Annotated in this window: 24 protein-coding genes, 1 tRNA gene and 3 pseudogenes; 20 read left to right on the forward strand and 8 right to left on the reverse strand. The window is 37.2% G+C overall.

Annotated features, from left to right (window positions below; genetic code table 11):
- Positions 1 to 277: 277 nt before the first annotated feature.
- From hfq to MCO_RS08815, 4 genes are all read left to right on the forward strand, one after another.
- Positions 278 to 517: an RNA chaperone Hfq gene (gene hfq / locus MCO_RS08800; protein WP_040299148.1), complete on the forward strand. Its 240-nt coding sequence runs from the start codon at positions 278 to 280 to the stop codon at positions 515 to 517.
- Positions 518 to 572: 55 nt separating this feature from the next.
- Entirely contained in the window at positions 573 to 1916 is a 1344-nt protein-coding gene (gene hflX / locus MCO_RS08805) for a GTPase HflX (RefSeq protein WP_007553978.1), read from the forward strand.
- Between the two features lie 141 nt (positions 1917 to 2057).
- Entirely contained in the window at positions 2058 to 3818 is a 1761-nt protein-coding gene (locus tag MCO_RS08810; protein WP_007553979.1) for a hypothetical protein, read from the forward strand.
- Positions 3819 to 3945: 127 nt separating this feature from the next.
- The gene (locus tag MCO_RS08815) at positions 3946 to 5034 is read left to right on the forward strand and encodes a COX15/CtaA family protein (protein ID WP_007553980.1); all 1089 of its coding nucleotides are present in this window, start codon (positions 3946 to 3948) and stop codon (positions 5032 to 5034) included.
- Between the two features lie 24 nt (positions 5035 to 5058).
- Here the strand turns inward: MCO_RS08815 and argC are convergent, their stop codons facing one another.
- The gene (gene argC / locus MCO_RS08820) at positions 5059 to 5994 is read right to left on the reverse strand and encodes an N-acetyl-gamma-glutamyl-phosphate reductase (protein WP_007553981.1); all 936 of its coding nucleotides are present in this window, start codon (positions 5992 to 5994) and stop codon (positions 5059 to 5061) included.
- Positions 5995 to 6339: 345 nt separating this feature from the next.
- Here argC and glyA point away from each other — a divergent pair, with 345 nt between their 5' ends.
- From glyA to nusB, 6 genes are all read left to right on the forward strand, one after another.
- Complete coding sequence (gene glyA, locus MCO_RS08825) at positions 6340 to 7653, forward strand: serine hydroxymethyltransferase (RefSeq protein WP_007553982.1); 1314 nt, start codon at positions 6340 to 6342, stop codon at positions 7651 to 7653.
- A gap of 13 nt (positions 7654 to 7666) precedes the next feature.
- A complete protein-coding gene (gene nrdR, locus MCO_RS08830) occupies positions 7667 to 8149 on the forward strand; it encodes a transcriptional regulator NrdR (protein ID WP_007553987.1) in 483 nt (160 codons plus the stop codon).
- Positions 8142 to 9269 (forward strand): bifunctional diaminohydroxyphosphoribosylaminopyrimidine deaminase/5-amino-6-(5-phosphoribosylamino)uracil reductase RibD, encoded by a 1128-nt coding sequence (ribD, locus tag MCO_RS08835; protein ID WP_007553988.1) that lies wholly within the window; start codon positions 8142 to 8144, stop codon positions 9267 to 9269. Before nrdR ends, ribD begins: the two co-directional genes overlap by 8 nt.
- A complete protein-coding gene (locus tag MCO_RS08840) occupies positions 9251 to 9868 on the forward strand; it encodes a riboflavin synthase (protein ID WP_007553989.1) in 618 nt (205 codons plus the stop codon). Before ribD ends, MCO_RS08840 begins: the two co-directional genes overlap by 19 nt.
- Before the next feature lie 81 nt (positions 9869 to 9949).
- Positions 9950 to 10411, forward strand: coding sequence for a 6,7-dimethyl-8-ribityllumazine synthase (locus MCO_RS08845; protein ID WP_007553990.1), 462 nt, complete (start codon positions 9950 to 9952; stop codon positions 10409 to 10411).
- A gap of 2 nt (positions 10412 to 10413) precedes the next feature.
- Complete coding sequence (gene nusB / locus MCO_RS08850; RefSeq protein ID WP_007553991.1) at positions 10414 to 10884, forward strand: transcription antitermination factor NusB; 471 nt, start codon at positions 10414 to 10416, stop codon at positions 10882 to 10884.
- 71 nt (positions 10885 to 10955) lie between these two features.
- On the opposite strand, the gene MCO_RS08855 is transcribed toward nusB, so the two are convergent.
- Positions 10956 to 11435, reverse strand: coding sequence for an outer membrane protein assembly factor BamE (locus MCO_RS08855; protein WP_040299153.1), 480 nt, complete (start codon positions 11433 to 11435; stop codon positions 10956 to 10958).
- A 222-nt stretch (positions 11436 to 11657) separates the two neighbouring features.
- Here MCO_RS08855 and MCO_RS08860 point away from each other — a divergent pair, with 222 nt between their 5' ends.
- The 5 genes from MCO_RS08860 (at position 11658) to MCO_RS08880 (ending at position 15565) form a co-directional block, all read left to right on the forward strand.
- Entirely contained in the window at positions 11658 to 12221 is a 564-nt protein-coding gene (locus MCO_RS08860; RefSeq protein ID WP_007553994.1) for a DUF177 domain-containing protein, read from the forward strand.
- Between the two features lie 146 nt (positions 12222 to 12367).
- Positions 12368 to 13438, forward strand: a complete 1071-nt coding sequence (gene plsX, locus MCO_RS08865; protein WP_007553995.1) for a phosphate acyltransferase PlsX — start codon at positions 12368 to 12370, stop codon at positions 13436 to 13438.
- Positions 13439 to 13487: 49 nt separating this feature from the next.
- Positions 13488 to 14462, forward strand: coding sequence for a beta-ketoacyl-ACP synthase III (locus MCO_RS08870; RefSeq protein ID WP_007553996.1), 975 nt, complete (start codon positions 13488 to 13490; stop codon positions 14460 to 14462).
- A gap of 77 nt (positions 14463 to 14539) precedes the next feature.
- Positions 14540 to 14866, forward strand: coding sequence for an integration host factor subunit alpha (locus MCO_RS08875; RefSeq protein WP_007553997.1), 327 nt, complete (start codon positions 14540 to 14542; stop codon positions 14864 to 14866).
- Between the two features lie 195 nt (positions 14867 to 15061).
- On the forward strand, positions 15062 to 15565 hold the full coding sequence (locus MCO_RS08880) for a MerR family transcriptional regulator (RefSeq protein ID WP_007553998.1): 504 nt from the start codon (positions 15062 to 15064) through the stop codon (positions 15563 to 15565).
- A 46-nt stretch (positions 15566 to 15611) separates the two neighbouring features.
- Here the strand turns inward: MCO_RS08880 and thrS are convergent, their stop codons facing one another.
- The 3 genes from thrS to MCO_RS08895 form a co-directional block, all read right to left on the reverse strand.
- Entirely contained in the window at positions 15612 to 17588 is a 1977-nt protein-coding gene (thrS, locus tag MCO_RS08885; RefSeq protein WP_007554007.1) for a threonine--tRNA ligase, read from the reverse strand.
- A 119-nt stretch (positions 17589 to 17707) separates the two neighbouring features.
- Positions 17708 to 18061, reverse strand: a complete 354-nt coding sequence (gene yidD / locus MCO_RS08890; RefSeq protein WP_007554009.1) for a membrane protein insertion efficiency factor YidD — start codon at positions 18059 to 18061, stop codon at positions 17708 to 17710.
- Positions 18062 to 18490, reverse strand: coding sequence for an iron-sulfur cluster assembly scaffold protein (locus MCO_RS08895; protein ID WP_007554011.1), 429 nt, complete (start codon positions 18488 to 18490; stop codon positions 18062 to 18064).
- A 125-nt stretch (positions 18491 to 18615) separates the two neighbouring features.
- Between MCO_RS08895 and folE the strand changes: the two genes are divergently transcribed.
- From folE to MCO_RS11395, 3 genes and pseudogenes are all read left to right on the forward strand, one after another.
- Positions 18616 to 19236, forward strand: a complete 621-nt coding sequence (folE, locus tag MCO_RS08900) for a GTP cyclohydrolase I FolE (protein WP_007554013.1) — start codon at positions 18616 to 18618, stop codon at positions 19234 to 19236.
- 137 nt (positions 19237 to 19373) lie between these two features.
- A tRNA-Leu gene (locus MCO_RS08905) sits at positions 19374 to 19458 on the forward strand.
- Between the two features lie 100 nt (positions 19459 to 19558).
- A pseudogene (locus MCO_RS11395) lies at positions 19559 to 20756 on the forward strand (tyrosine-type recombinase/integrase).
- Positions 20757 to 20858: 102 nt separating this feature from the next.
- Here the strand turns inward: MCO_RS11395 and MCO_RS11400 are convergent.
- From MCO_RS11400 to MCO_RS08925, 3 genes and pseudogenes are all read right to left on the reverse strand, one after another.
- Complete coding sequence (locus tag MCO_RS11400; protein ID WP_007554018.1) at positions 20859 to 21035, reverse strand: hypothetical protein; 177 nt, start codon at positions 21033 to 21035, stop codon at positions 20859 to 20861.
- A 70-nt stretch (positions 21036 to 21105) separates the two neighbouring features.
- A complete protein-coding gene (locus MCO_RS08920) occupies positions 21106 to 21729 on the reverse strand; it encodes a lambda exonuclease family protein (protein ID WP_007554019.1) in 624 nt (207 codons plus the stop codon).
- A gap of 1 nt (position 21730) precedes the next feature.
- Positions 21731 to 22402 (reverse strand): annotated as a pseudogene (locus MCO_RS08925) (recombinase RecT); the annotation flags it as partial.
- On the opposite strand from MCO_RS08925, the pseudogene MCO_RS08930 reads away from it, so the two are divergent.
- Together MCO_RS08930 and MCO_RS08935 are read left to right on the forward strand one after the other, a co-directional pair.
- Positions 22403 to 22690 (forward strand): annotated as a pseudogene (locus MCO_RS08930) (DNA adenine methylase); the annotation flags it as partial.
- A 61-nt stretch (positions 22691 to 22751) separates the two neighbouring features.
- Entirely contained in the window at positions 22752 to 23129 is a 378-nt protein-coding gene (locus MCO_RS08935) for a helix-turn-helix domain-containing protein (RefSeq protein ID WP_007554024.1), read from the forward strand.
- The last annotated feature ends 263 nt before the right edge of the window (positions 23130 to 23392 follow it).

Genomic DNA, 23392 nt, shown 5'->3' on the forward strand with positions numbered 1-23392 from the left:
CATTTCTATTAATTGTAAACGATAGAAAACAGCCATTATATCTTCTGAAAAGGTTATTTTTGATTTTCATTCATAAAAAGTCAACTTAAGGAGAATCTCGTATTGAATGACAAATTTTTACAAGTTGTGGTGCTCACTGCTATAAATTGGATAGTTTTTTCTCGATATTAAGTTGTCTTTTGCTAATTTTGAAGCTACTACGTTGACAATTGGATATTTTTCAGTCGATATGCGTGCACGAATATTTCATGCAATTCGAGATGAAGGTGTAAGAATAATGGCAGAACGATCACAACACCTGCAAGATGTATTTTTAAATACGGTGCGCAAACAAAAAATTTCTCTTACAATTTTTCTTGTAAATGGCGTTAAACTGACGGGTATTGTAACCTCGTTTGATAATTTTTGTGTTCTTTTACGTCGTGATAGTCATGCGCAGTTGGTTTATAAGCATGCTATTTCTACAATTATGCCTGGACGACCTGTACAGATGTTTGAAAGTGAAAATTCTGAATAAGCAAGTTTCTTTACTCTAGTCTTCTTATTCCGTTTGATAAAATTCTTAGATTGCCGTGATAAATGAAAATGAGAGATTTTGGGGATTTTCTTCACAAGTTGCAAAACGGGTGCGCTCGCTTGTTTTGATACCAATTTATCAAGAAAACAGAAGTGAAAGTGCTTCCAATAGATGCTCAGTATCTTCTCGGGTTAAAGAGGCATTGGGGTTGGCGCGTGCTATAAGGTTGGACGTTGTTCATTATGAAACGGTGAATATTGCTGCGCTTCGTCCTGCAACTTTATTGGGAAAGGGTAAAGTAGATGCGCTTGCCCATTATATAAGTGAATATTCTATTGAGCTTGCGGTTATAGATTATTTTTTAACACCAGTGCAGCAACGTAATTTAGAAAAATTATGGAATTGCAAAGTTATTGATAGAACAGCTTTGATTCTTGAAATTTTTGGAGATCGCGCGCAAACAAAAGAAGGGGTTTTGCAAGTCGAGTTAGCGCATTTATCTTATCAAAAAAGCAGGCTTGTACGCAGTTGGACACATCTAGAAAGGCAACGTGGTGGACGTGGTTTTTTAGGCGGTCCTGGTGAAACTCAAATTGAAGCGGATAGGCGTATTTTGCAAGAGAAAATTATTCGTATCCGCCGCGAATTGGAAACAGTTATTAAAACACGTGCTCTTCATAGAGCTAAGAGAAAAAAAACATCCCATCCTGTTGTAGCCTTAGTAGGATATACCAATACAGGAAAATCAACTCTTTTTAATAATTTAACTCGTGCAGATGTCCTAGCAAAGGATATGTTGTTTGCAACGCTTGATCCAACTTTGCGCAAAGTTGTTCTTCCTCATGGAAAAACTATTCTTTTATTTGATACTGTAGGTTTTATCTCTAACTTACCAACGCATTTGATTGCAGCTTTTCGAGCAACTCTTGAAGAAGTAGTTGAAGCTTCTCTCATTCTTCATGTGAGAGATATGGCAGATGTTGATCATTATACGCATGCCAAAGATGTTTTGGAAGTGCTTTTGAGTCTTGGTATCAATGTTGATGACACAGAGCATATTATAGAAGTTTGGAATAAGATTGATTTATTAGATGAGCACGCATTGAATGTTTTGCAAACAAGCGCAAAAACACAGTTAAATCCTGCAGTAATGGTATCAGCGCTCATGAGTGATGGTTTAGATCAATTATTAATAGCAATTGAAAAGCGAATTTTTGGAAAAATGCAAAACGTTGAATGTATCTTAAGACCTCATGAAATGTCTCTTATTGATTGGTTTTATGAAAACTCTGGCGAAATAATGCAGGAAGGACATGATGATGGTTCCGTTACCATTAGAGCAGTACTTAGCTACGAAGCAAAAAAACGATTAGATCGTATCAAACAGAAGATGGATTAAAGTTTTTTGAGATATTTCTGTACATTTTTTCTTCATTTTTAGGCTTTTCTTATCTCAGAATAATATGACTTAAAGTTAAGAGGATAGTTACTACTTTCTCTTAATAAAAAGATATGAAGTATTTTACTGGTTGAAATAAAGATGAGTCTTAAGAATAATAAAAGACTGTTTGTACGCATGAAATTACAAAATGTTTTGTCCATTTTGCTGTTAGTAGTGCTATGTACAGTTTTGATTTTGTTGTATTACTTTATTCAACCACGGATATATCGGGCAACCTTAACATTTTCGTTATCTGATTCTGTGGGAAAACCATTGCCAATTGATAAACAAAACGATGTTCTCTCCTTTTTATTTTTACAGCCTATACTTTTAAATGATTCAAACTTACATAATTTTTCTTTAAATATTTATCAGAAGAAAGATTTGCGTGAAAATGTTCGTTTGTCTCGTAATGGTGATCTCATTGATCTTACTTTTGAAGCTGAAACTTTTGAAGCTGCTCAACATGGGTTAGAGGATTTGTTTTCTGCATTTTCACAACCAATTGTAAAAGAAAAAGTACTGTTAACGAAAAAGAAAGCGGACCAGCACTATGATAAGGCAACGGTACGAAATATAGTGCAAGACTTTCGTTCATCTGTTGATTCTTTTATTTACCGCAATGTAAAACAAACAGAGCTTAAAGATCTTTCTGTGCAATTAACGGAAGCAACTTTAAAGCGTATTCATTTAACGAGTTTGTGCTCAGCTATTAACATGATGCGTGAAAACGGACAATCTTTACTGTCTTTATCATTTATTGCAAGTAATTCAATGATTTCTGCATTAGAATCTAAGCGTGATCTTTTGGAGACACAAAGAGCACATATGGTTGCACAATTAGGTTGGACACATCCTCAAATTAAGGCAATGACTGCGGAATTAGAGGTAGTTTCTCATCAACTAGAAAATAAAATTTTGCAGATTGTTCATCAAGTTCATGCAGACGAAGCCATTGCAACGGAATTTGAAAACCAGCTAAAAAAAAGGATTGGCCTTTTTGTGACAGATCAATCTCAATCTTTAAATCAATTATTTAATGAACTCGAAAATAAAATAAAAGCCGTGGTAGATGCTCAAAACAAAGAGACGAAAAGAAATTCTTCTCTCTTGCAAAATACAAAGATTCATGTGGTTATGCCAACAACATTAGCGCCAATTTCTTTTATGGCTCTTTACGGAAAAAACATTATTATTGGCGTGTTTGCAAGCTTAATCATTCTTTTGGGAGGCGTGTTGTTGTTTCATCAATGCTTTGGAACAAAAAAAGATAAATTGGAAGAGAATAGCTCCAAAAACAATGAGAGCGTTTTAGTATCTAAGAGAACGAAAAACCTTGAGTCTTTTATTACAATAGAGGAATTATCTGATTTTTTGAAATATCGTGCTTCAACGGTTGTTTCAATCATTGGGCTAGAGGCTGCACGGACGGCAGCAAAGCTCTCTCTTCATCTCGTAAAAGAGCGTAAAACAATTCTATTGGTAGATATTTCTGGTCAACAAATAGAAAAAGTTATTGGTCCACATCGGGGATTGAGCGATATTTTAACTGGGAATGCCCAGTTGCAGGATGTTATTTATCGTGATTATGACACTGGGGTTGATATTCTTCCTCAGGGGATAACGAGTGCTGTTTGTGCACAAGATTTTTCAAATGATATCCCTAATCTAGTACAAGAATTTAAAAAAGATTATGATTTTATCATTTTGGAAATGGCGAGTGAGCCCAAATATGGATTTGAGCAATTTGCAGAGTTAACAGACCATTACATTTGTAGTATGGCTCTTAGTGAACAGGATTGGATGATGCAAATGGTGAGCAGGTTTCCAAAAACTGTTTACCGTGTGGTTACATCATAAATATCGCAGATATGCTAATAGCATGTTGTAAGTGGTATGCTTGTCTTGTGTTAAACTTGCTGTACATATTAAAAATAGCTAAGACTTAATATTTAGATTTTGAAATAAGTTGTGGTTGGAGAAAGACGTGGGGCAATTAAAGATGGCTGTAAAAAGATTGAAAGATGATGTTTTGACACCGTTGCAAAAGAAATATCGAAAACAAATTCAAGTATGGCTTTATTTTATTTTATTTCTTTGTTTGGCAATTGTTTTAGTGGGAGGGGCTACCCGTCTGACAGGATCAGGGTTATCGATAACCGAATGGAAGCCTATTCACGGTGTCATTCCACCAATTGGTGTGGAGCAATGGCAAGAGGAATTTTTAAAATATCAACAGATAGCGCAATATAAGCTGCTTAATCGTGATATGACGTTAAGTGCATTTAAGGTGATTTTCTGGTGGGAATGGGCGCATCGCGTGTTGGGACGTCTCGTTGGTCTTGTGGCTTTATTTGGTTTAATTTGGTTTTGGGCGACGAAGCGTATTGAAAAAAATATTTTGCTCCAACTTACCATTGTGCCGATACTTATTGCATTTCAAGGTTTTATTGGTTGGTGGATGGTGGCTTCAGGTATTGGTCAAAGTGACTTGACAAGTGTAAGCCAATATCGTTTAGCATTTCATCTTATAACAGCATGTTTTGTTATTATTTTTGTTACTTATTTATCTCGAGGATTCACAGAATACTCAGAAAAACCAACAAATCAAAGAATTCAATATTTTGCCGGTTGGCTTGTTTTTTTCATTTTGATAGAGATTTATTTAGGTGCTTTAGTTGCGGGACTCCATGCTGGGAAAGTTTATAATACGTGGCCACTTATGGATGGGCAGGTTATTCCTGATGGATTGTTGCAGCATAATCCTGCTTGGCTCAATTTATTCGAAAACCCCTTAACGGTTCAATTTGTTCACCGTTTTTTTGCTTATTTTTTGTTTGTTGTAGCAGTCATGCATGCACTGTATGTACAAAAAAAACTTCCACATTCAACCCATTCTCACCGTGCATTTATTATATGTATTATGATTATTATTCAAGCACTTTTGGGTATTCTTACGCTGTTACATGAAGTTCCCATAAGTTTGGGGCTCATTCACCAAAGTGTTGCATTAGCAATCTTATGTTTTTCGGTTGCACATTGGCGAGCAACAAAAGGAGCCTATCCGTGCTGTTGAGTAAAAGTTTGCACTCAGAGAAGTTTATCCTCCTAAAAGCATTAAGTCGAGATTTTGAACAGCAGCTGCGGATGCACCTTTCCCTAAATTATCGAATATGGCACAAAGATTGAAAATTCCTTCACGCTCATTGCCAAACACAAATAATTTCATCCCATCTTTATGTGCTAAGCATTCTGGATTGAGTTTTGTGAGAGCATCTGTTTCTTCTTGTGAAGCAACTGATATGATGTTCTGCCCATCATAGTGGTTCTCAAGAATTTCACGTAGATTAGAACAATTGGCTGATTTTGTAAATAAATGGCGATGTAGTGGAAGATTTACAATTATTCCTTGGGGAAAACGACCTACACTTGGTACAAAAATTGGTGTTTGGTTGATCTGTCCATGAATTTTAATTTCTGGGATATGTTTGTGTGCGAGATTGAGACCATAAACAAAATAATTTTCCTGAATATTATTTTGTTGAGATAAGTTTTCCATTTGTGCAATCAATTGTTTTCCACCACCAGTATAGCCAGAGATTGCGTTAATTGATATTGGATAATAAGCATCTAGCAGACCGGCTTCACGGAGAGGACGAATCAAACTAATTGCGCCGGTAGGATAACATCCTGGATTGGTCACGTAGTGTGCTGCTTGGATACGCTTTTTTTGTCCTGCCGTCATTTCAGGAAAGCCGTAAACCCAGTCTGCTGCAACACGGTGGGCTGTGGAACTATCAATAATTCTAATATTTTTATTATTTTTAAGCCAGTTAACTGTTTCGCGTGCAGTATCATCTGGAAGACACAAAATGGCAATATCGGTTTGATTAAGATAGTCTCTTCGGATATCAATGTTATGCCGATCTGTATGAGAAAGAGAGAGTAATTTAAAATCTGAGCGCTCTGCTAGCCGTTTTTGTATCTGTAATCCGGTTGTTCCATGTTCACCATCAATAAAAACTTTCGTTGTCATTCTACTAGCCTTGAATTCATTTTTTGCAGCCATATTCAGTTTATCACATTATCAATTATTTTAAATTATTACCGATTTAAATGATAGTTATTAAATTATTGAATTTCTTGAGATTATATATCTCTTTGCTTTTAAAAAGTGTGACAAGTAAGAGTAGATGAGAGGAAACTTAATACCCATTTTGCAACATTTTTGTGTGTGGGGAGAGCTTTGTTGTTTATGTTACCAAGGATAAGATAAATATTTATACCATTTTTGAGTGAAAATGGTTTAAAATGTTTGGTTTGCGTGATTTGCTATGTTATCGTTCAATGACTTTATTTTTTTATGTTAGGAATGTGTTTTATGACTCAGCAGCAAAATGACACACAAAAGCGCTTTTTTAATGATACTTTACAAACTGTTGATATTGAAATCTTTGATGCAATGAGGAGGGAGTTTGAGCGTCAACAGCATGAAATTGAGCTGATTGCTTCAGAGAATATTGTTTCAAGAGCTGTTCTTGAAGCACAGGGGTCCGTTTTAACCAATAAATATGCAGAAGGTTATCCAAGAAAGCGTTACTATGGAGGCTGTCAATTTGTTGATGTTGTTGAAGATTTAGCAATTGAAAGGGCAAAACAGCTTTTTGGTGCCACTTTTGCGAATGTTCAGTCCCATTCTGGTAGTCAAATGAATCAAGCTGTGTTTTTAGCTTTACTTCGGCCTGGTGATACGTTTATGGGATTGGATTTAAATGCTGGTGGTCATCTTACGCACGGTTCATCCGTCAATATGTCCGGAAAATGGTTTGATGTTGTGTCCTACGGTGTGCGTCAAGAAGATCAGATTCTTGATATGGAGGCAGTTGAGCGTCTTGCAAAGGAACGTAAGCCCAAACTTATTATAGCAGGTGGTTCGTCTTATCCGCGCTTATGGGATTGGAAACGGTTCCGTGAAATTGCAGATGAGATCAGTGCTTATTTCCTTGTTGATATGTCTCATATTGCGGGGTTGGTTGCTGGCGGGGTTCATCCTTCACCTGTTCCACATGCGCATATTGTAACAACTACCACGCATAAATCATTGCGAGGTCCTCGTGGTGGTTTGATATTGACTAATGATGAAGCTTTAGCAAGAAAGGTTAATTCGGCGATTTTCCCTGGTCTTCAAGGTGGTCCTTTAATGCATGTGATTGCGGCTAAGGCTGTTGCATTTCAAGAGGCTTTACAGCCTTCTTTTAAGAGTTATAGTGCTAATGTTGTTGCCAATGCTAAAATCTTGGCAAAAACATTACAGAGTAATGGTTTTAATATTGTGTCTGGCGGTACAGATAACCATTTACTGTTGGTTGATTTGCGTTCCAAAAATGTGACAGGAAAACGTGCTGAATTGGCTTTAGGACGGGCGCATATTACCTGTAATAAGAATGGTATTCCTTTTGATCCTGAAACACCATCTATAACATCAGGAATTCGTTTGGGTTCACCAGCTGCGACAACGCGTGGTTTTGCAGAAAAAGAGTTTATTCAAGTTGGTGAGTTGATTTCAGAAGTTCTTGATGGACTTAGGGTAGTAAAAGGCGATGAGGAGAATCATGCCGTTGAGATGGCTGTTAAGAAAAAGGTAGAGGATATAACGAATAGATTTCCTCTTTACTCTTATCTTAGCGCTTGTTAAGAGCATAAAACAGATGCGCTGTCCTTACTGCCAATATGAAGATACACAGGTTAAAGACTCGCGTCCTGCCGAGGAGGGGGCGGTTATTCGTCGACGACGTGTGTGTTCTATGTGTGGTGGTCGTTTTACAACTTTTGAACGTGTGCAGTTACGTGAGCTCTTAGTCTGTAAAAAAAGTGGTCGATGTGAGCTATTTGATCGCGATAAGTTGATGAGATCAGTTGATATAGCTGTGCGTAAACGCAATATTGATCCAGACTATATTGAGCGAGCAATTTCTGGCATTGTACGCCAACTTGAGAGTTTAGGAGAACCTGAGGTTCCTTCAGAAAAAATTGGGCTTCTTGTGATGGAAGCTTTGAAAAGCATTGATGATATTGCCTATATTCGTTTTGCTTCTGTCTATCGAGATTTTCGTAATGCAAGCGATTTTCACGATGTTATAGACGAGTTGTCAAAGAGTATAACTGGTACAGAATCTCGTCTTGATGAATAAAAAAGTGCAAGATGAACGGTTCATGGCTGCAGCTATCCGTTTAGCGGAGCGTCATGTCGGTCTTACGGGTGAGAATCCTTCAGTTGGCACGTTGATTGTGCGAAACGATGAGGGTACGGGAACATCCATTGTTGGTTATGGTGTAACAGCTATTCACGGAAGTCCTCATGCTGAAGTGCAGGCTTTGCAAATGGCGGGTACTTTAGCTCAGGGTGCTACTGCTTATGTGACTTTAGAGCCTTGTTCGCATTATGGCAAAACTCCGCCGTGTGTGAATGCGCTTATTGATTCAGGTATTTCACGAGTTGTTATTGCTCTTACTGATTTAGATAAGCGGGTTGATGGTCGTGGTATTGCTCTTTTACGTGCGGCTGGTATTGAAGTGGTTGAAGGCATTCTGGCTGAAGAAGCTTTTGCAGCATTGTGTACGCATTGGTGTATAAGGAAGTTACAACGCTGTGCTGTTACTTTAAAAATGGCAATTTCTGCTGATAATGGTGTCGGAAAAAAAGGGCAGGGTGGAATAAAAATTAGTGGAACAATTTCTCACACGCATACTCATATTTTACGTGCTCAAAATAATGCTATTCTCGTTGGTATTGGCACTATACTAGCGGATGACCCACAATTAAATTGTCGTTTGCCAGGGATGGAGATGCGTTCGCCGATACGTATTATTTTGGATGCAGATTTATGCATCCCACTTGATGCAAAAGTTGTCCAAACAGCAAAAAGAATTCCTACATGGATTATTTGTGATACAAATCTTTCCCCAAAAAGCAAAATGAGTACGCTGGAGCAGTGTGGTGTATCTGTGTATTCGGTAGAAATGAGCAATGGTTGCATACAGCCCTTTGCCATTTTACAGCTGCTTTATCAACGTGGAATCAATAGCATTTTACTTGAGGGAGGTGTAAAGACAGGAGAAAAGTTTTTAAATGCTGGTTGTGTGGATCATTTGATATGTTTTTATGCACCCGTTATTTTAGGAAAAAACCGTATTGAAGCCCCTCATTTTGGAAATTATCTCTCGCAATTTTATGAAGTTGAGTCAAGAATGTTTGGAAATGACCGTTTTTATAAATGGAGGCGTAAAACGTTATGTTCACAGGGATTATAACGGATATCGGTTGTGTTGAATATGTTCAACCTTTAGTGCAAGGAGTGCGTTTAAATATTGCTACACGCTATGCTGTAGAAAGTCTAGAAATTGGCGCATCAATTGCGTGTTCAGGAATTTGTCTGACAATCGTTGAGAGAGGATCAAAACAAGCGAATACCAGTTGGTTTGCTGTGGAAGCGTGGGAAGAAGCATTACGTTTGACTAATCTTGCACAATGGACAAAAGGAACTTGTATTAATTTAGAACGTTCACTCAGACTTGGTGATGAAGTGGGTGGACATTTGGTTTTGGGCCATATTGATGGTTTGGCTGATATCATTGATAAGAAAAATGAAGGTGATGCAGTTCGTTTTTTCTTACAAATCCCAACACGATTTACGTCCTTTATTGTAAATAAAGGTTCTATCGCACTTAATGGGACGTCTTTGACTGTTAATTGTGTTGAGGATTGTATTTTTGATGTTCTGATTATTCGTCATACACTTGAAATGACGACTTGGGGGCAAGCTCAGATTGGAGATCAGGTCAACTTAGAAATAGATCAGTTTGCTCGTTATGCTGCAAAATTTTCAGGTTTTAGAATAAAAGATGAATAAGCAAAATTTATTATTAGTTTTTAGAACTTTGTACTCTATGACTTTAAATTCTTTGCTTCCTTTTTCTTGTGAGATTCCGTTATGATAAAAGAGATACATCAAAAGCCACATTTACTGATTGTTGAAGCACGTTTTTATGATGGAATTTCTGATGCACTTCTTACAGGTGCAGTGAATGCTTTGCAAAAAGCCGAAGCAAGCTATGATATTGTAACAGTTCCTGGAGCATTAGAAATACCAAGTGCAATAGCTTTTGCTGAGAAAAATAATAATAAGGTATCTTACGACGGTTATGTAGCACTTGGCTGTATTATTCGTGGTCAAACATATCATTTTGAAATTGTTGCGAATAATTCTTGTCGCGCATTAATGGATTTAACTGTTCATAAACGCTTGGCGATTGGAAATGGTATTTTAACTGTTGATGATGAAAAACAAGCATGGACGCGTGCAAAACAGGATAAAAAAAATAAAGGTGGTTTTGCTGCTGAAGCTGCTTTATGTATGATCGCTCTAAAAAAGAGATTTGGAGATAATCATTAAATATGTCTGATATAAAAGGAAGACATTCTCCGTGTTTAGCCAACAAACGTGGAGCAGCAAGACTTGCTGCTGTTCAAGCACTCTATCAAATGGATATAGTCGGTTCTGGTGTGATGGAAACGGCAGCTGAATATGAGGCTTATCGTTTAGGAAAAGATATTGATGGGGATCAGTATCTTGACGCTGATTTTCAATGGTTTTTGGCTATTATCACGGGTGTTGTACAGAATCAAAAACAGCTTGATCCTATGCTTCATCAACAACTCTCCGCAGAGTGGTCGCTTTCGCGCCTTGATTCTATACTACGCGCAATTTTGCGTGCAGGTTTATGGGAGTTGATCAACCGTCAAGATGTGCCTGTTGCTGTTGTTACGAATGAATATGTAGATATAGCAAAGGCATTTTTTGACGGTGACGAACCAAAGCTCGTCAATGCAATTCTTGACAGTATGGCAAAAAAAGTTCGCTTCTAAAAGCAATGCTACAATCCCAATGTTATCAGTTCTAACATCACCAGGATTGTATGCAAGCCGTTATACTTTAATCAGTTATAAGTTGGTAAATTCGCAGGACCTTTAATAATTTGGATTAAGAAAGGTTGCTCTCTTGTAGCAGTTGGTGTTGTTTGTGCGATGAAATCAAATATTTGACCATTTTGTAGACCATAGTTGGCTATTTTAGTAACTTGATTATTTTTATTGAAGTAAATAGCCAAAACTTTACGATCAATAATTTTAGTTTTCATAAACTGCATCGCACGGTAGCGAGTTTGTGAGATATAATAGAAAACCTCATTATCATATTTTGTTTTTAGCGAGGGAGTCCCTAAAGTTAAAATAACTTGCTCTTGGCTTGATCCAACAGAAATGGAACTAAGAGCATTCTTATCAAGGATGTAACCTTCTTGGTAGAGTTGGCTTGTACCTGAAGAATCAAGAACACTACAACCGGCAATTGCTGCCATACTGGCTATTAATAGACCAATCAATAACTTCTGTTTGATTAAGGCCACTATGTGAGGCACCTGAAACAATGATATCTCCCTTATGCTTAAATATATGACAAGAAGGTAACCTCAATTTTTTCTCATTTTAGCTTAATCTGCCATAGCATACATTGAGTTTCCCTGTTATAAAATAGATTATGCCATACAGAATTTCTTTAGAAAAGAGAAAAATGAATGAAATGTACTTTGGCTAGATAAAAGTGCAGTGTATTACACCCTTTATGTATTTGCGAGTTGTCAATGAATGTTCAAAGTGTTTCTCAAATAACATTTGCTTTGGCTTATCCAATATCAGTACGTTCTCTTCCCGCCAAAGGTATAAGGGTTCATATTTATGCGAACCAGCGAGAGTGTGCTCATTTAGCTAAGAATCATGATTTAGTTGAAGTAAAGATGTGTGAGGGAAAATTTCATATTTTTCCGTGGAAAAAGCGCGGGGTACGTATAAAAGGTCTATTGCGGGCGCGTATAATGCAGTTATGTGTTGTTACGTTAGAACCACTAGAAAATATTCTCCGTGAAAATATTGAGGTTGTTTTTGTTCCTGAAGATTCAAATTTGATGAAGCCAAAAATGTCGGAGGATACAGGAGAATTGTTTTTGGATGTGGAAGGGTTAGATATTCCAGAGGTATTTTATGGTGATAAAATTGATATCGGTGCAGTTATGGAAGAATTTTTTGAGTTGTCCATTAATCATTATCCACGCAAAGAGGGGGTAAAGATGCGTGTGTTTGAAGATTTGGAAGAAGCAGAGCAAAAATTATCGCCATTTTCTGTTTTGAAAAGTTGGAAGCAGTTGTAAAAATATAAAAAAATTATCTATTGTATACCATTATAAAAACGGTATTTTCTGCGGAGCTATTTTCACATGCTATGCTTTGTAGTTGTTCAATAGCAAAAAGTTATAATATGCGTTTAAAAGCGTAAAAAGATGTGGGATATGCGAACGTGATTAGAATTTCTGTTGATGTAATGGGTGGTGATTATGGTCCGGAAGCAACTATTGCAGGAGCAGCAATTGTACAAAAAAAAATTTCCAATATTTATTTTCTGTTTTATGGGGTAGAGGAGCTTGTTAAGCCAGTTTTAAAGAAATACCCTTGTTTGGCTTCTGTGTCGCGCTTCTATCATACAGAAAGTTATACACGTATGGATGAGAAGCCAAGTCAAGCACTTCGCAATGGGCGCGGTAAATCATCAATGTGGTATGCAATTGAAGCAGTAAAGAATGGCGAAGCAGATGCTTGCATTTCTGCGGGCAATACTGGTGCACTCATGGCAATGTCTTATTTTTGTTTGAAAATGATGGCAGAGGCTGAGCGTCCTGGGATTGCGGGTATTTGGCCGACGCTTCGCAGTGAGAGTATCGTTTTGGATATTGGCGCGACGATTGGTGCATCTGCTAGCCAATTAGTTGATTTGGCGGTGATGGGGGCAGGTATGTTTCGCGCTTTATATCACACTGAAAGGCCAAGTGTTGGGCTTTTAAATGTGGGTGTTGAAGAGGTTAAAGGCCTTTATGAAATTAAAAAAGCTGGAATGATATTGCGTGAAGTGCAATTAGAAGGATTAGAATATAAAGGATTTGTTGAAGGCAATGATATTGGAAAGGGAACAGTGGATGTTGTTGTAACGGAAGGGTTTGCTGGTAATATTGCTTTAAAAACCGCAGAGGGGACTGCGAGACAGATAGCGGAAATCTTAAACTCTGCACTGCGCAGCTCTTTTTTTTCATCTCTTGGTTACTTTTTGTTGCGGGGTGCTTTTCGTACGCTGAAACACAAAATGGATCCAGATAGGGTGAATGGTGGGGTGCTTTTAGGTTTGAATGGTGTTGTCATAAAAAGTCATGGCAGTGCTAATGCTAACGGTTTTGCTTCTGCTATTCGCGTTGGTTATGAGATGGTTAATAATGGACTTTTAAGAAAAATAACAGCTGATTTACGACGCTTTCATGAGAATAAAGAAACACTTTTTGATCAAGAAGATGAAGTGAGGATGAATGAGGAGTCCTTATGATAAGCTTTTATAATATAAGCAAAAGGTATGAAGAAAAGGTTAGGGATGAATGATTCGATCCGTTATACGTGGTGTAGGAAGTGCCTTGCCCCAAAAAAGCTTGTCGAATGATGAGATTGCGAAGTTTGTTGAAACATCTGATTCATGGATTGTTCAGCGTACAGGGATACGCAAACGTTACATTGCCAATGAGAATGAAACTACTGTTTCTTTAGGAGTTGAAGCTGCACAAGCAGCACTTGTGAATGCTGGACTCACGATAAAAGATATTGATTGTATTATTTTAGCAACCTCAACACCAAACCATACTTTTCCTGCTTCTGCTGTTGAAATTCAATATGCTTTGGGAATGAGCCATGGATTTGCTTTTGATATTCAAGCTGTTTGCTCCGGTTTTATTTTTGCTTTAACAACAGGAGATAGCTATTTACGCTGTGGAGCAGCAAAAAGAATTTTAGTTATTGGATCTGATACATTTTCTCGAATTTTGGATTGGAAAGATCGTACTACATGTGTTTTATTTGGTGATGGGGCTGGAGCTGCTGTTTTGGAAGCGCAGGAAAATGAAGGGAGAGTTGCTTTTGATTGTGGTATATTGTCTACGAAATTGCGCTCTAATGGTGCTTATATTGATAAACTGTATGTTGATGGTGGTCCTTCAACAACGCAAACAACGGGTTATTTACGCATGGAAGGACGAGAAGTTTTTAAATATGCAGTAGGCATGATAACAGATGTGGTTGATGATTGTTTTGCTGCCGCGGGTATAGATTCATCACAATTAGATTGGTTTGTGCCTCATCAGGCTAATAAACGTATTATTGAAGCATCAGCTAAAAAATTGGGAATTTCTTTAGATAAAGTTGTAATTACTGTTGATCAACACGGTAATACATCTGCAGCGTCGGTGCCATTGGCTTTAACAACGGCTCTTTGTGATGGAAAAATTAAAAAAGGCGATCTCATCATGCTAGAAGCTATGGGGGGAGGGTTTACATGGGGGGCAATTCTTATTCGTTGGTAGATTATAGTCGCTTGACCATATTTGAATAAAACGTATAAGTCATTTTGTAATTTTAAATATTTAAATAGGTGGTTATAATGACAAGTAAAACAGTAACGCGTGCAGATTTAGCGAGCGTAGTTTGTAGGAGAGTGGGCTTGTCACACACTGAATCGGCAGCTTTGGTTGAGTTGGTTTTAGACGAAATTTGCAATTCGCTTGTGAGAGGTGAAGCAGTTAAATTATCTTCTTTTGCGACTTTTCAAGTCCGCAATAAAAGTGAACGCGTTGGACGCAATCCCAAAACCGGTGTTGAAGCACCGATTCCACCGCGACGTGTCGTAACATTTAAAGCTGCAAATGTACTTAAACAAAGAATTTTAGACTCGCATCGTGAAAGACAAAAGAATAACACTGTTAAATAAGCCCTGTTGCTGTGTCTAGTATTTGTTAAAGAGATTTAGGTAAGATGAGAATTTAGAATCTTGTTTTAAGTAAACGGCTTTTTAGTTAAAATGTAGTCAAGTATGGTCCTATTTTTGACTAATCTTGTTGAGAAATTTGAAACTTGATAGATCATTATAGAATCGTTTCTAGTGTTTTAGATAGGGTGTTGCAAAATGGATAAGAGCTCTGATGCTTTTCGCACAATTAGCGAAGTAGCCGAGTTATTAGAGCTTCCGCAGCATGTCTTGAGATTCTGGGAAACACGTTTTAGGCAAATTAAGCCAATGAAGCGTGGTGGTGGGAGGCGCTATTATCGTCCAGTTGATGTTGATTTACTCAATGGTATTAAACAGTTACTATACGAGCAGGGATATACGATAAAAGGTGTGCAGCGTCTTTTGAAAGAGAACGGTATTGCTTTTGTTACTGCATTTGGTAATGGCGATCTTGATGCCATGAATGTCGTGATAGAAAAGAAACATGCAGGACAAACTTCCGAATCTACCAGCAGTAAGCCTAAGAAGTCTTCTTTTGGGCTTTTGAATTTCATGAGGAGTGAAGGAGAGGCGCCTGTCGGTTCCGTTAATGTTTACAAAGACAAGACTGATAAAGCATTGTTACAGGAAATACTTTTTGAATTAATTGAATGTAAACGAGTGCTTGACAGAGCTCGGTAACAATGCCTCTTTTCATTTTATAGTTTTTTTTATCTTTTAGCGTATGTTAAGCGTTTATTAAACGGTATAAATCTGGTGCTGTTGCTTCATCTGCTAGTTGCTTAATTGCTTCTTCTATAGACAAGAAGACCTGATCCGTAGTTCCTAAGCGGCGCATGTTGACGCTATTTGTCTCAGCCTCACGTTTGCCACATACCAAAATTACGGGAACTTTTTGTAAAGAATGTTCTCGTATTTTATAGTTAATTTTTTCATTACGAAGATCTGATTTTGCAGAAAGCCCAACAGCTTTAAGTTTTGCCGTTATTTTTTTTGCATATTCATTTGCTTCTGATGTAATTGTCGCTACAACCACTTGCTCAGGTGCAAGCCAAAGTGGCATGTGTCCAGCGAAATTCTCGATTAATATACCAAGAAAACGTTCCATTGATCCAAAAATAGCACGATGAATCATGACTGGTTGACGTTTTTCTGAATCTTTATCAATATAAAATGCACCAAAACGTTCGGGGAGATTGAAGTCTATTTGTGTTGTTCCACATTGCCATTCACGACCAATAGCATCCTTTAATGTGTATTCAAATTTTGGACCATAAAATGCACCCTCACCTAGAAGGATATTTGTTTTGATTTGTCCTGAGAATCTTGTTTCAATAGTTTTAAGGACGGATTTCATAATATTTTCTGCATGATCCCATAATGCGTCAGATCCAACTCGTTTTTCTGGGCGTGTTGAAAGTTTAAGACTAATTTCTTTAAATCCAAAATCAGCATAAGTAGATAAGATCAAATCATTAATATTGAGGCATTCATCGGCTAACTGCTCATCTGTACAAAAAATATGCGCATCATCTTGTGTAAAGCTACGTACACGCATAAGACCATGGAGAGATCCTGAAGGTTCATAACGATGGACAAGACCGAATTCAGCAAGCCTTATAGGTAAATCGCGGTAAGATTTTAAACCATGTTTAAAGATCTGTACATGACCAGGGCAATTCATTGGTTTAAGAGCGTAAACATTTTCATTATTCCAATCTTCAGCTGCTGGAATTACTTTGAACATATTCTCCTTATACCATTCCCAATGGCCAGATATTTCCCAAAGTGATCTATCGAGAACTTGCGGTGCATTAACCTCAGCATATTGATGATCATCAAGACGTCTACGCATATAGTTGATCAAATTTTGGAACATTTTCCAGCCTTTTTTGTGCCAAAAAATCATTCCTGGTCCTTCTTCTTGAAAATGAAACAGGTCCATTTCACGTCCCAAGCGGCGATGATCACGTTTTTCAGCTTCTTCTAGCATGTGTAGATAAGCTTTTAAGTCATTTTCGTTTATAAACGCTGTACCATAAATCCTCGTTAGCATTGGTTTATCAGCATCACCACGCCAATAAGCTCCTGCAACTTTCATCAGTTTGAAGGCATTCCCAATTTGTCCAGTAGATTGCATGTGCGGGCCGCGGCAGAGATCAAACCAATCACCTTGATAGTAAATTTTTATATCTTGATTTGCAGGGATGCTATCAATAAGCTCAACTTTATAAAATTCACCTTTTTCAGAAAAAATCTCTCTAGCTTTTTCACGAGACCAAATCTCTTTTTTGAAAGGCTTATTGCGTTGAATAATTTCACGCATTTTTTTTTCAATAATGGTGAGATCATCTAATGTAAAAGGTTGTTGACGTGCAAAATCGTAATAAAAACCATTTTCAATAACGGGACCTATTGTTACTTGCGTCTCAGGAAAAAGTTCTTGTACTGCTTCAGCTAGGACGTGTGCACAATCATGACGTATGAGTTCAAGAGCACACGGATCTTCTCGGGTAATAATTTCTATTTGGCCAGATTCTTCTATGGGATCCGAGAGATCTCGAACGCTTCCGTTAAGGTTATAGGCAACTGCTTTTTTTGCAAGCGATTTAGAAATTGATTCTGCCAATTCCAAGCCAGTCATTTTGGTGGGGTAATTACGTTTTGAACCATCGGGAAATAAAAGAGAAACAGAGCACGACATAAAACACCCCTTTAATCCAATTCCGCCAACGATTGCGGATGGTCTTGTAAAAACTTCGTAATAATCAGTTAAGGCCAATAGTTTTATTTTTTATCAATACATACGAAAAAAGAAAAGAACTATTTGTTATGTTTTATAGAAATTTTCCAGTAACTCCAAGGTTTATAAAAACAACAAGAATTTCCAAGAGAGGTGGGGACAGGATCAAATCCATATGTTCCAAATGGACCACAACGCATGATACGAAAAATCCCCATCCATGCACCAGCCCATAGTCCATGGCGTGCGATCGCTTCATAAGTGTATTCTGAACAGGTTGGAGCATGGCGACATTGATTTCCTATAAAACTAGAAAGTGTTATTTGATAAATACGTATCAAGAAAATGCCCAATAATCGTCCAGGTGTTTTTTGCCAAGATCCCGTATAATTTCGAGTTTGTCTCTTTTTTCGTTGAGGTTGTGATTTGAACATTTATTTTTCTTCAATTTGTTTAATACAATCTAAGGTTGCGTCGAAGGGAAGCATTGTTGATGGGTGACGTGCTTTATAGTTTTTAATAGGCTGTAAGCAAGAAAATGCTTCAAATGGGGCTTGAGGAGGGGGACCACCTTTCGTTAGCATATGATAAATAACTTCACGTAACATTTTAAGATTTTCTGTTGTTTGTCCTATAATATGAGATGCTAAAAGTGAAGCTGAAGCTTGTCCTAACACACATGCATGTATTTCATGGGCGAAATCTGTAACAATGCAATCTTTTACTTTTAGATCTACAGTGATTGTTGAACCGCAAAGGTGTGCATGCTTTTTTGAAGTTGCATCTGGATGATTCAGATATCCGATTCTGCTTATATGCGCGGCATATTCAAGTATTTTATCACTATAGATATCGTCAATCATGAGTCATTGCCTGAAATTTCGAGAGTCGTGATTGTTTAAGCTTTTAATTCACTTATATAGAGATTATACAAAACAAAACAGATATGTGGCAAATGCTTTGTAAAGGGTGAGTTTGGAGTTTTTAAATGCATAATGTTATTAAAGGAGGTACAAAAGATCCATTTTTATCTGGGAAAAAGCGTCCTAGCTTTGAAGAGGTGGAAGCGGCGATTCGTACATTGCTTTTATGGGTAGGAGAAAATCCAAATCGAGAAGGGCTTTTAGATACTCCAAAACGTGTAGCTAAAGCATATCGCGAGCTTTTTACAGGTTATAGCAAATCGGTTGAAGAAATCTTGGGCACAGTTTTTGAAGAGGTTTCAGGATATAATGAATCTATAATAGTGAAAGATATTTCTTTTTATTCACATTGTGAGCATCATATGATTCCAATTGTCGGTAGAGCTCATATCGGGTATCTTCCAGATAAAAAGGTTGTTGGTCTTTCAAAAATTGCGCGTGTGATAGAAGTTTTTTCTCGTCGTTTACAGACACAAGAAGCTATGACAGCTCAAGTAGCTCATGCTTTAGAAGAACATCTTGAGCCCCGCGGTGTTGCGGTATTGATCGAAGCTGAACACATGTGCATGGCTATGAGGGGGATTCAAAAGCAAGGTGCTACGACGATTACAACAAGTTTTCATGGTTGTTATGAACAAGATCTAGGTATACAGGCTCATTTTATGATGATGATTCAAAGGCCATAGTAAAACCTTATTTTGAAGTCTACATTTTAAGCTATAGGCTATTCAAGTAAAATAAATCATGAGAAAGCGAGAATAGGCTTGTACCTTGCTTTATGATTTGTTAAAGCCAAGATAATTATTGTTTTGCTTCACCACATGCGGTCGTGGCGGAATTGGTAGACGCGCAGCGTTGAGGTCGCTGTGGGGCAACCCGTGGAAGTTCAAGTCTTCTCGACCGCACCAGTTAGAGATTTCCTGCAATCTCACTTGATGCTGTTGTTTATCTTTTTTATTGTTTTTATTTAATTAATTGTCTTTTATATACAATCTTGCTATCTGATGAATCTGTCAAAAGCACAATTCAAAAGGTGGTTTAAAAAGTAATAAGAAAACAAGGACGCGTGATAGATTATCCGCCTTATCTGTAAAAATTTACCTAAAGGTAAATATGCAGATGGAGCTGGGCTATGGTTTATCAAAACAGCACAGAATCAAGGGCGTTGGGTTTTTCGATTCGCTTTCAATAAAAAATGTCGTGAAATGGGATTAGGATCTTATAGCGTTGTATCTTTGAAAAAGCAAGGTTTAAGACTACAGCTTGCCGTGATCTTTTAAACAAAGGTATTGACCCGATTCGTAAAAGGGAAAATGAAAAATTACGGCGGGCGGTTGATAGTATTTTTTGAAGAGAAATTGTTTTAAGCGCTTTTGAAGCTAAGAAAAGTGAATTGAAGAATGAAGGAACAGCAGAAAGGTGGTAACACCTCTTACATTGCATGTTTTTCCTGAGCATGAAGATATAGCAATTACTGAATTGACGCAGATTGATATAAAAGAGTGCTTATCCCCTATTTGGAAAACTAAAAACGAAACAGCAAGCAAGGCTTTATCGCGTTTGAATATTGCTAATAAAACATGCCGCAACACGTGGCATAGATGTGGATATGCAATTGGTACCAAAAGCAAAAGCTTCATTGGGAAAATTTATTCAAAATATTCCGGCTATGCCATGGAAAGAAGTTTTTGAATTTTATCAGCCCTTAGATGATAATATTGTATTAAATTTAGCCTTAAAGCTTTTAATTTTAACAGGTGTTCGTTCAATGCCAATTAAGCGTATACGGTTGGAGGAGATTAATCAATCAATATGGATAATTCCAAAAAAAATATGAAGGGGATAGTTGGAAAGTTTTTTGATTTTCGTGTGCCGCTTACAGGTGAAGCGATTACTATCATTGCAAAAGCAAAAAGAATCGAAAAAAAATGGATTTTTGTTTGTTGGAAATTCTGGAAAGCCTATATCTGATATGATGCTTTCTAAATTTATGAAAAATAGAGGGATTGCTTATCGACCTCACGGATTTAGATCTAGTCTTCATGATTAGATAGCAGAGACAACATCAACACCATTTGAAATTGCGGATTTTACTTTGTCTCATTCAGTGGGGAATTCAGTCACAAAAGCCTATATGAGGACTGACTTTTTAGAACAGAGTCGTATTCTTTTAGCGCAATGGTCATCTTTTGTGACTGGGCGTTGATTGTTACGATAGTGGTGGTAGTTCTATAGAGTCTCTTTCGGCTTTTTTGCTTTCAATATATCGGTAAATTTCAACGATATCCCATTTTCAGTATCGTCCTTCTTATATTGGTTTAAGAAAAATTCCAGCTTTTACAAGCTTTCTAATATAGGTCATAGACATTCCAAGATAAATCGAGAGATCTTGTATATTGTCGAGCCTTTGTAAGCGCATTGATAGTAAAGCTTGTTCAAATAAACTTACTTTTTCTATTGAGGTTTTTAATTTTTCTTCATTCATTTAAAGTGATCCTTTTTATTATAATTATGAAAGGGCGGTGGTGCGAGGGGAAAAGCACCCCCTTAGTTGTTTAAGCAACTTTTGTTGAGAGTTGTTGTATCTCTCGTTCTATTTCTGCTAAAAAGGCTTCAACAGCTTTATTAATCTCTTCAATTTGTTTCTCATCACGGTGAACACGCTTGACTTTCATGCGCAAATTAAATGATGCTCCCGCAAAACGTGGGTCATAGCTTACAAAATCACACCACTTTCGTCCTGTACAAGCCATTTGGAATTGCATTTGTGCGTGATATTCAGGCTTGATTTCGTCACTTATACAAAAGCGCATATGGTTTACTGATCTCGGGCATTTGACTTCGATTAATCCATCTTCTCCAATAAGACCATCAGGGCTAGCCCCCGCCATTTCTATTGTGGGGTGTTGGATAAACCCGCATTTTGTTATATCGGCATCATAAATGAATGCATATTCTTTCAAGGCATCATCCTCATGTTCAACGCCCCAACGCATATCTTCAGTTTCATAATAGGGGCTTATTTCCCTTGTTAAACGTTCTGTTATGAGTTTGATTTTGTAGTCCTCATATTTGCTTGTAGGCAATCCTTTTGTAGTTTTACTGAGTATGTTGTAAATGTTTGATGCGGTGACTTTACCCAAGCGCGCTTGAAACCATTCTGCTGTTCTTTGTTCCATCTCACACCGCCTGTTGTTGTTGTGTTGGTGCATATTCGATATCTTGGACGTGAATATATTCGGTATCTTGTATAGGAACGTCTGTTTGCTCTTGTTGTGGGAGAAATTCTAGTGCGCCGTTTCTTTGAATTTTTGGCTTGCTTTCTAATATTTTCAACACCGCGTCTGCTGTTTCACAAGACATATCTGTTAGTTTTTCTACTCTTGCATAAGAGAGAAGCTTACTTTTATCCGTTTGTGTTTGTTCGATTAATTCTCTGATTTTCATAAGTATATCTTGAGAAACCAATTGTTTTTGGATGCTATGATTTGTTTCATTGATACGTGCGGCTTCATCTTCTTCATAAATACCGGAAAACCCGAAAGCATAGCGAGCACATTGTATAGTGGCTTTATGGCGCAACATACGTGCTGGGTATTTTTTCCAAGGTTCACTGTTTTCTTGCTTGCATTCTTTGAGATATTCGGTGACTTCGATAGGGTCCTTAATGCCTTTGAGACGAATAGCACATTTGATAGCAATGAGATTACCGTCCTTATCGAGTTGATCTTGAAAGGTCATACCATCAAAGTCAGGATTTGATTTGATGATCTTTATCCAACCGTCGATAGAAACAACAGGGATTATGCCGCCGCCTTTTTTAGGGAGTGCATATATTTCTTTTGTTAAAGGGAACGGGTTGTTGAACTTTTTGATGCACCAGACAGTTTGTTTTACCTAGATCCACCTTATCTTGTAAAGAAGAAGTGTTACAGCTCTAGGAATTTTGTTGAAGATGATTTTGTAAAGATGGCAAGCATTCTTAAAGATCTCCAAGGCAAATTTGTTTTGAGTCTGAATGATTGTGATGTAGTGCGAGAGATCTTTAAAGATTTTGATTTTTTAGAATTAGAGACCATTTGGACCTCTGGTTTTGCTAAAAAAACTCCCCGAAAAGAACTCTTGATTCGTAATAATTGAGGAAAATCATAAAAAGATTTGTTAGAATCAGAAGAAATATTTCTTCTCTAATAGGATTTTTTTGGTACTTACATCCTTTGGTAAAATTTTACGCAAACTTCGCATTGATCACTCAGAACGTCTCTTAGATATGGCTAAGAAATTAGACATATCTGTAGCATTTTTATCTTCTGTAGAAATTGGCAAAAGATCTGTTCCTGTAGGACTGGAGGAAAAGATCATAGAGCTCTATGGTTTAGATAAAGCTATGGCTTCTCTCTTAAAAAAAGCAGCCTATTCTTGTCGAAAAAGCATCATAATAAAGCCTTCTACTCCGTTGCAACGCGAAACTGTTGTTGCGTTTATGAGACTTTTAGATAGCTTACATCAAGAAACGTTAGCAGACTTCAAAGAAATATTAGAAACATTGTGCGAAGCGTGCTTTATAGAGAAATGTTAGAAAATCCTATTCCTTCACTTTTATTTACACATCCCTCACTTAAAAAAACATATGGAAAATCAATAAATTATTTTTGATAAAAAAGAGCATGGTGCCCCCAGAGGGCGAATCAGGCTTTAGCAACAAGAATCAAGTTGTATCAAGAAGCGCAAGGACTTATTGATGTCTATAGCTTTTTATGATTCAATAAAAAATTAAGTATTAAAGAAAAAATTTCAAATCAGAAATTAAAGGTGGACCAAAAAAGGTGGACGAGCAATGCC

It is taken from the genome of Bartonella sp. DB5-6, assembly GCF_000278115.1.
Taxonomy (GTDB): Bacteria; Pseudomonadota; Alphaproteobacteria; order Rhizobiales; family Rhizobiaceae; genus Bartonella; species Bartonella refiksaydamii.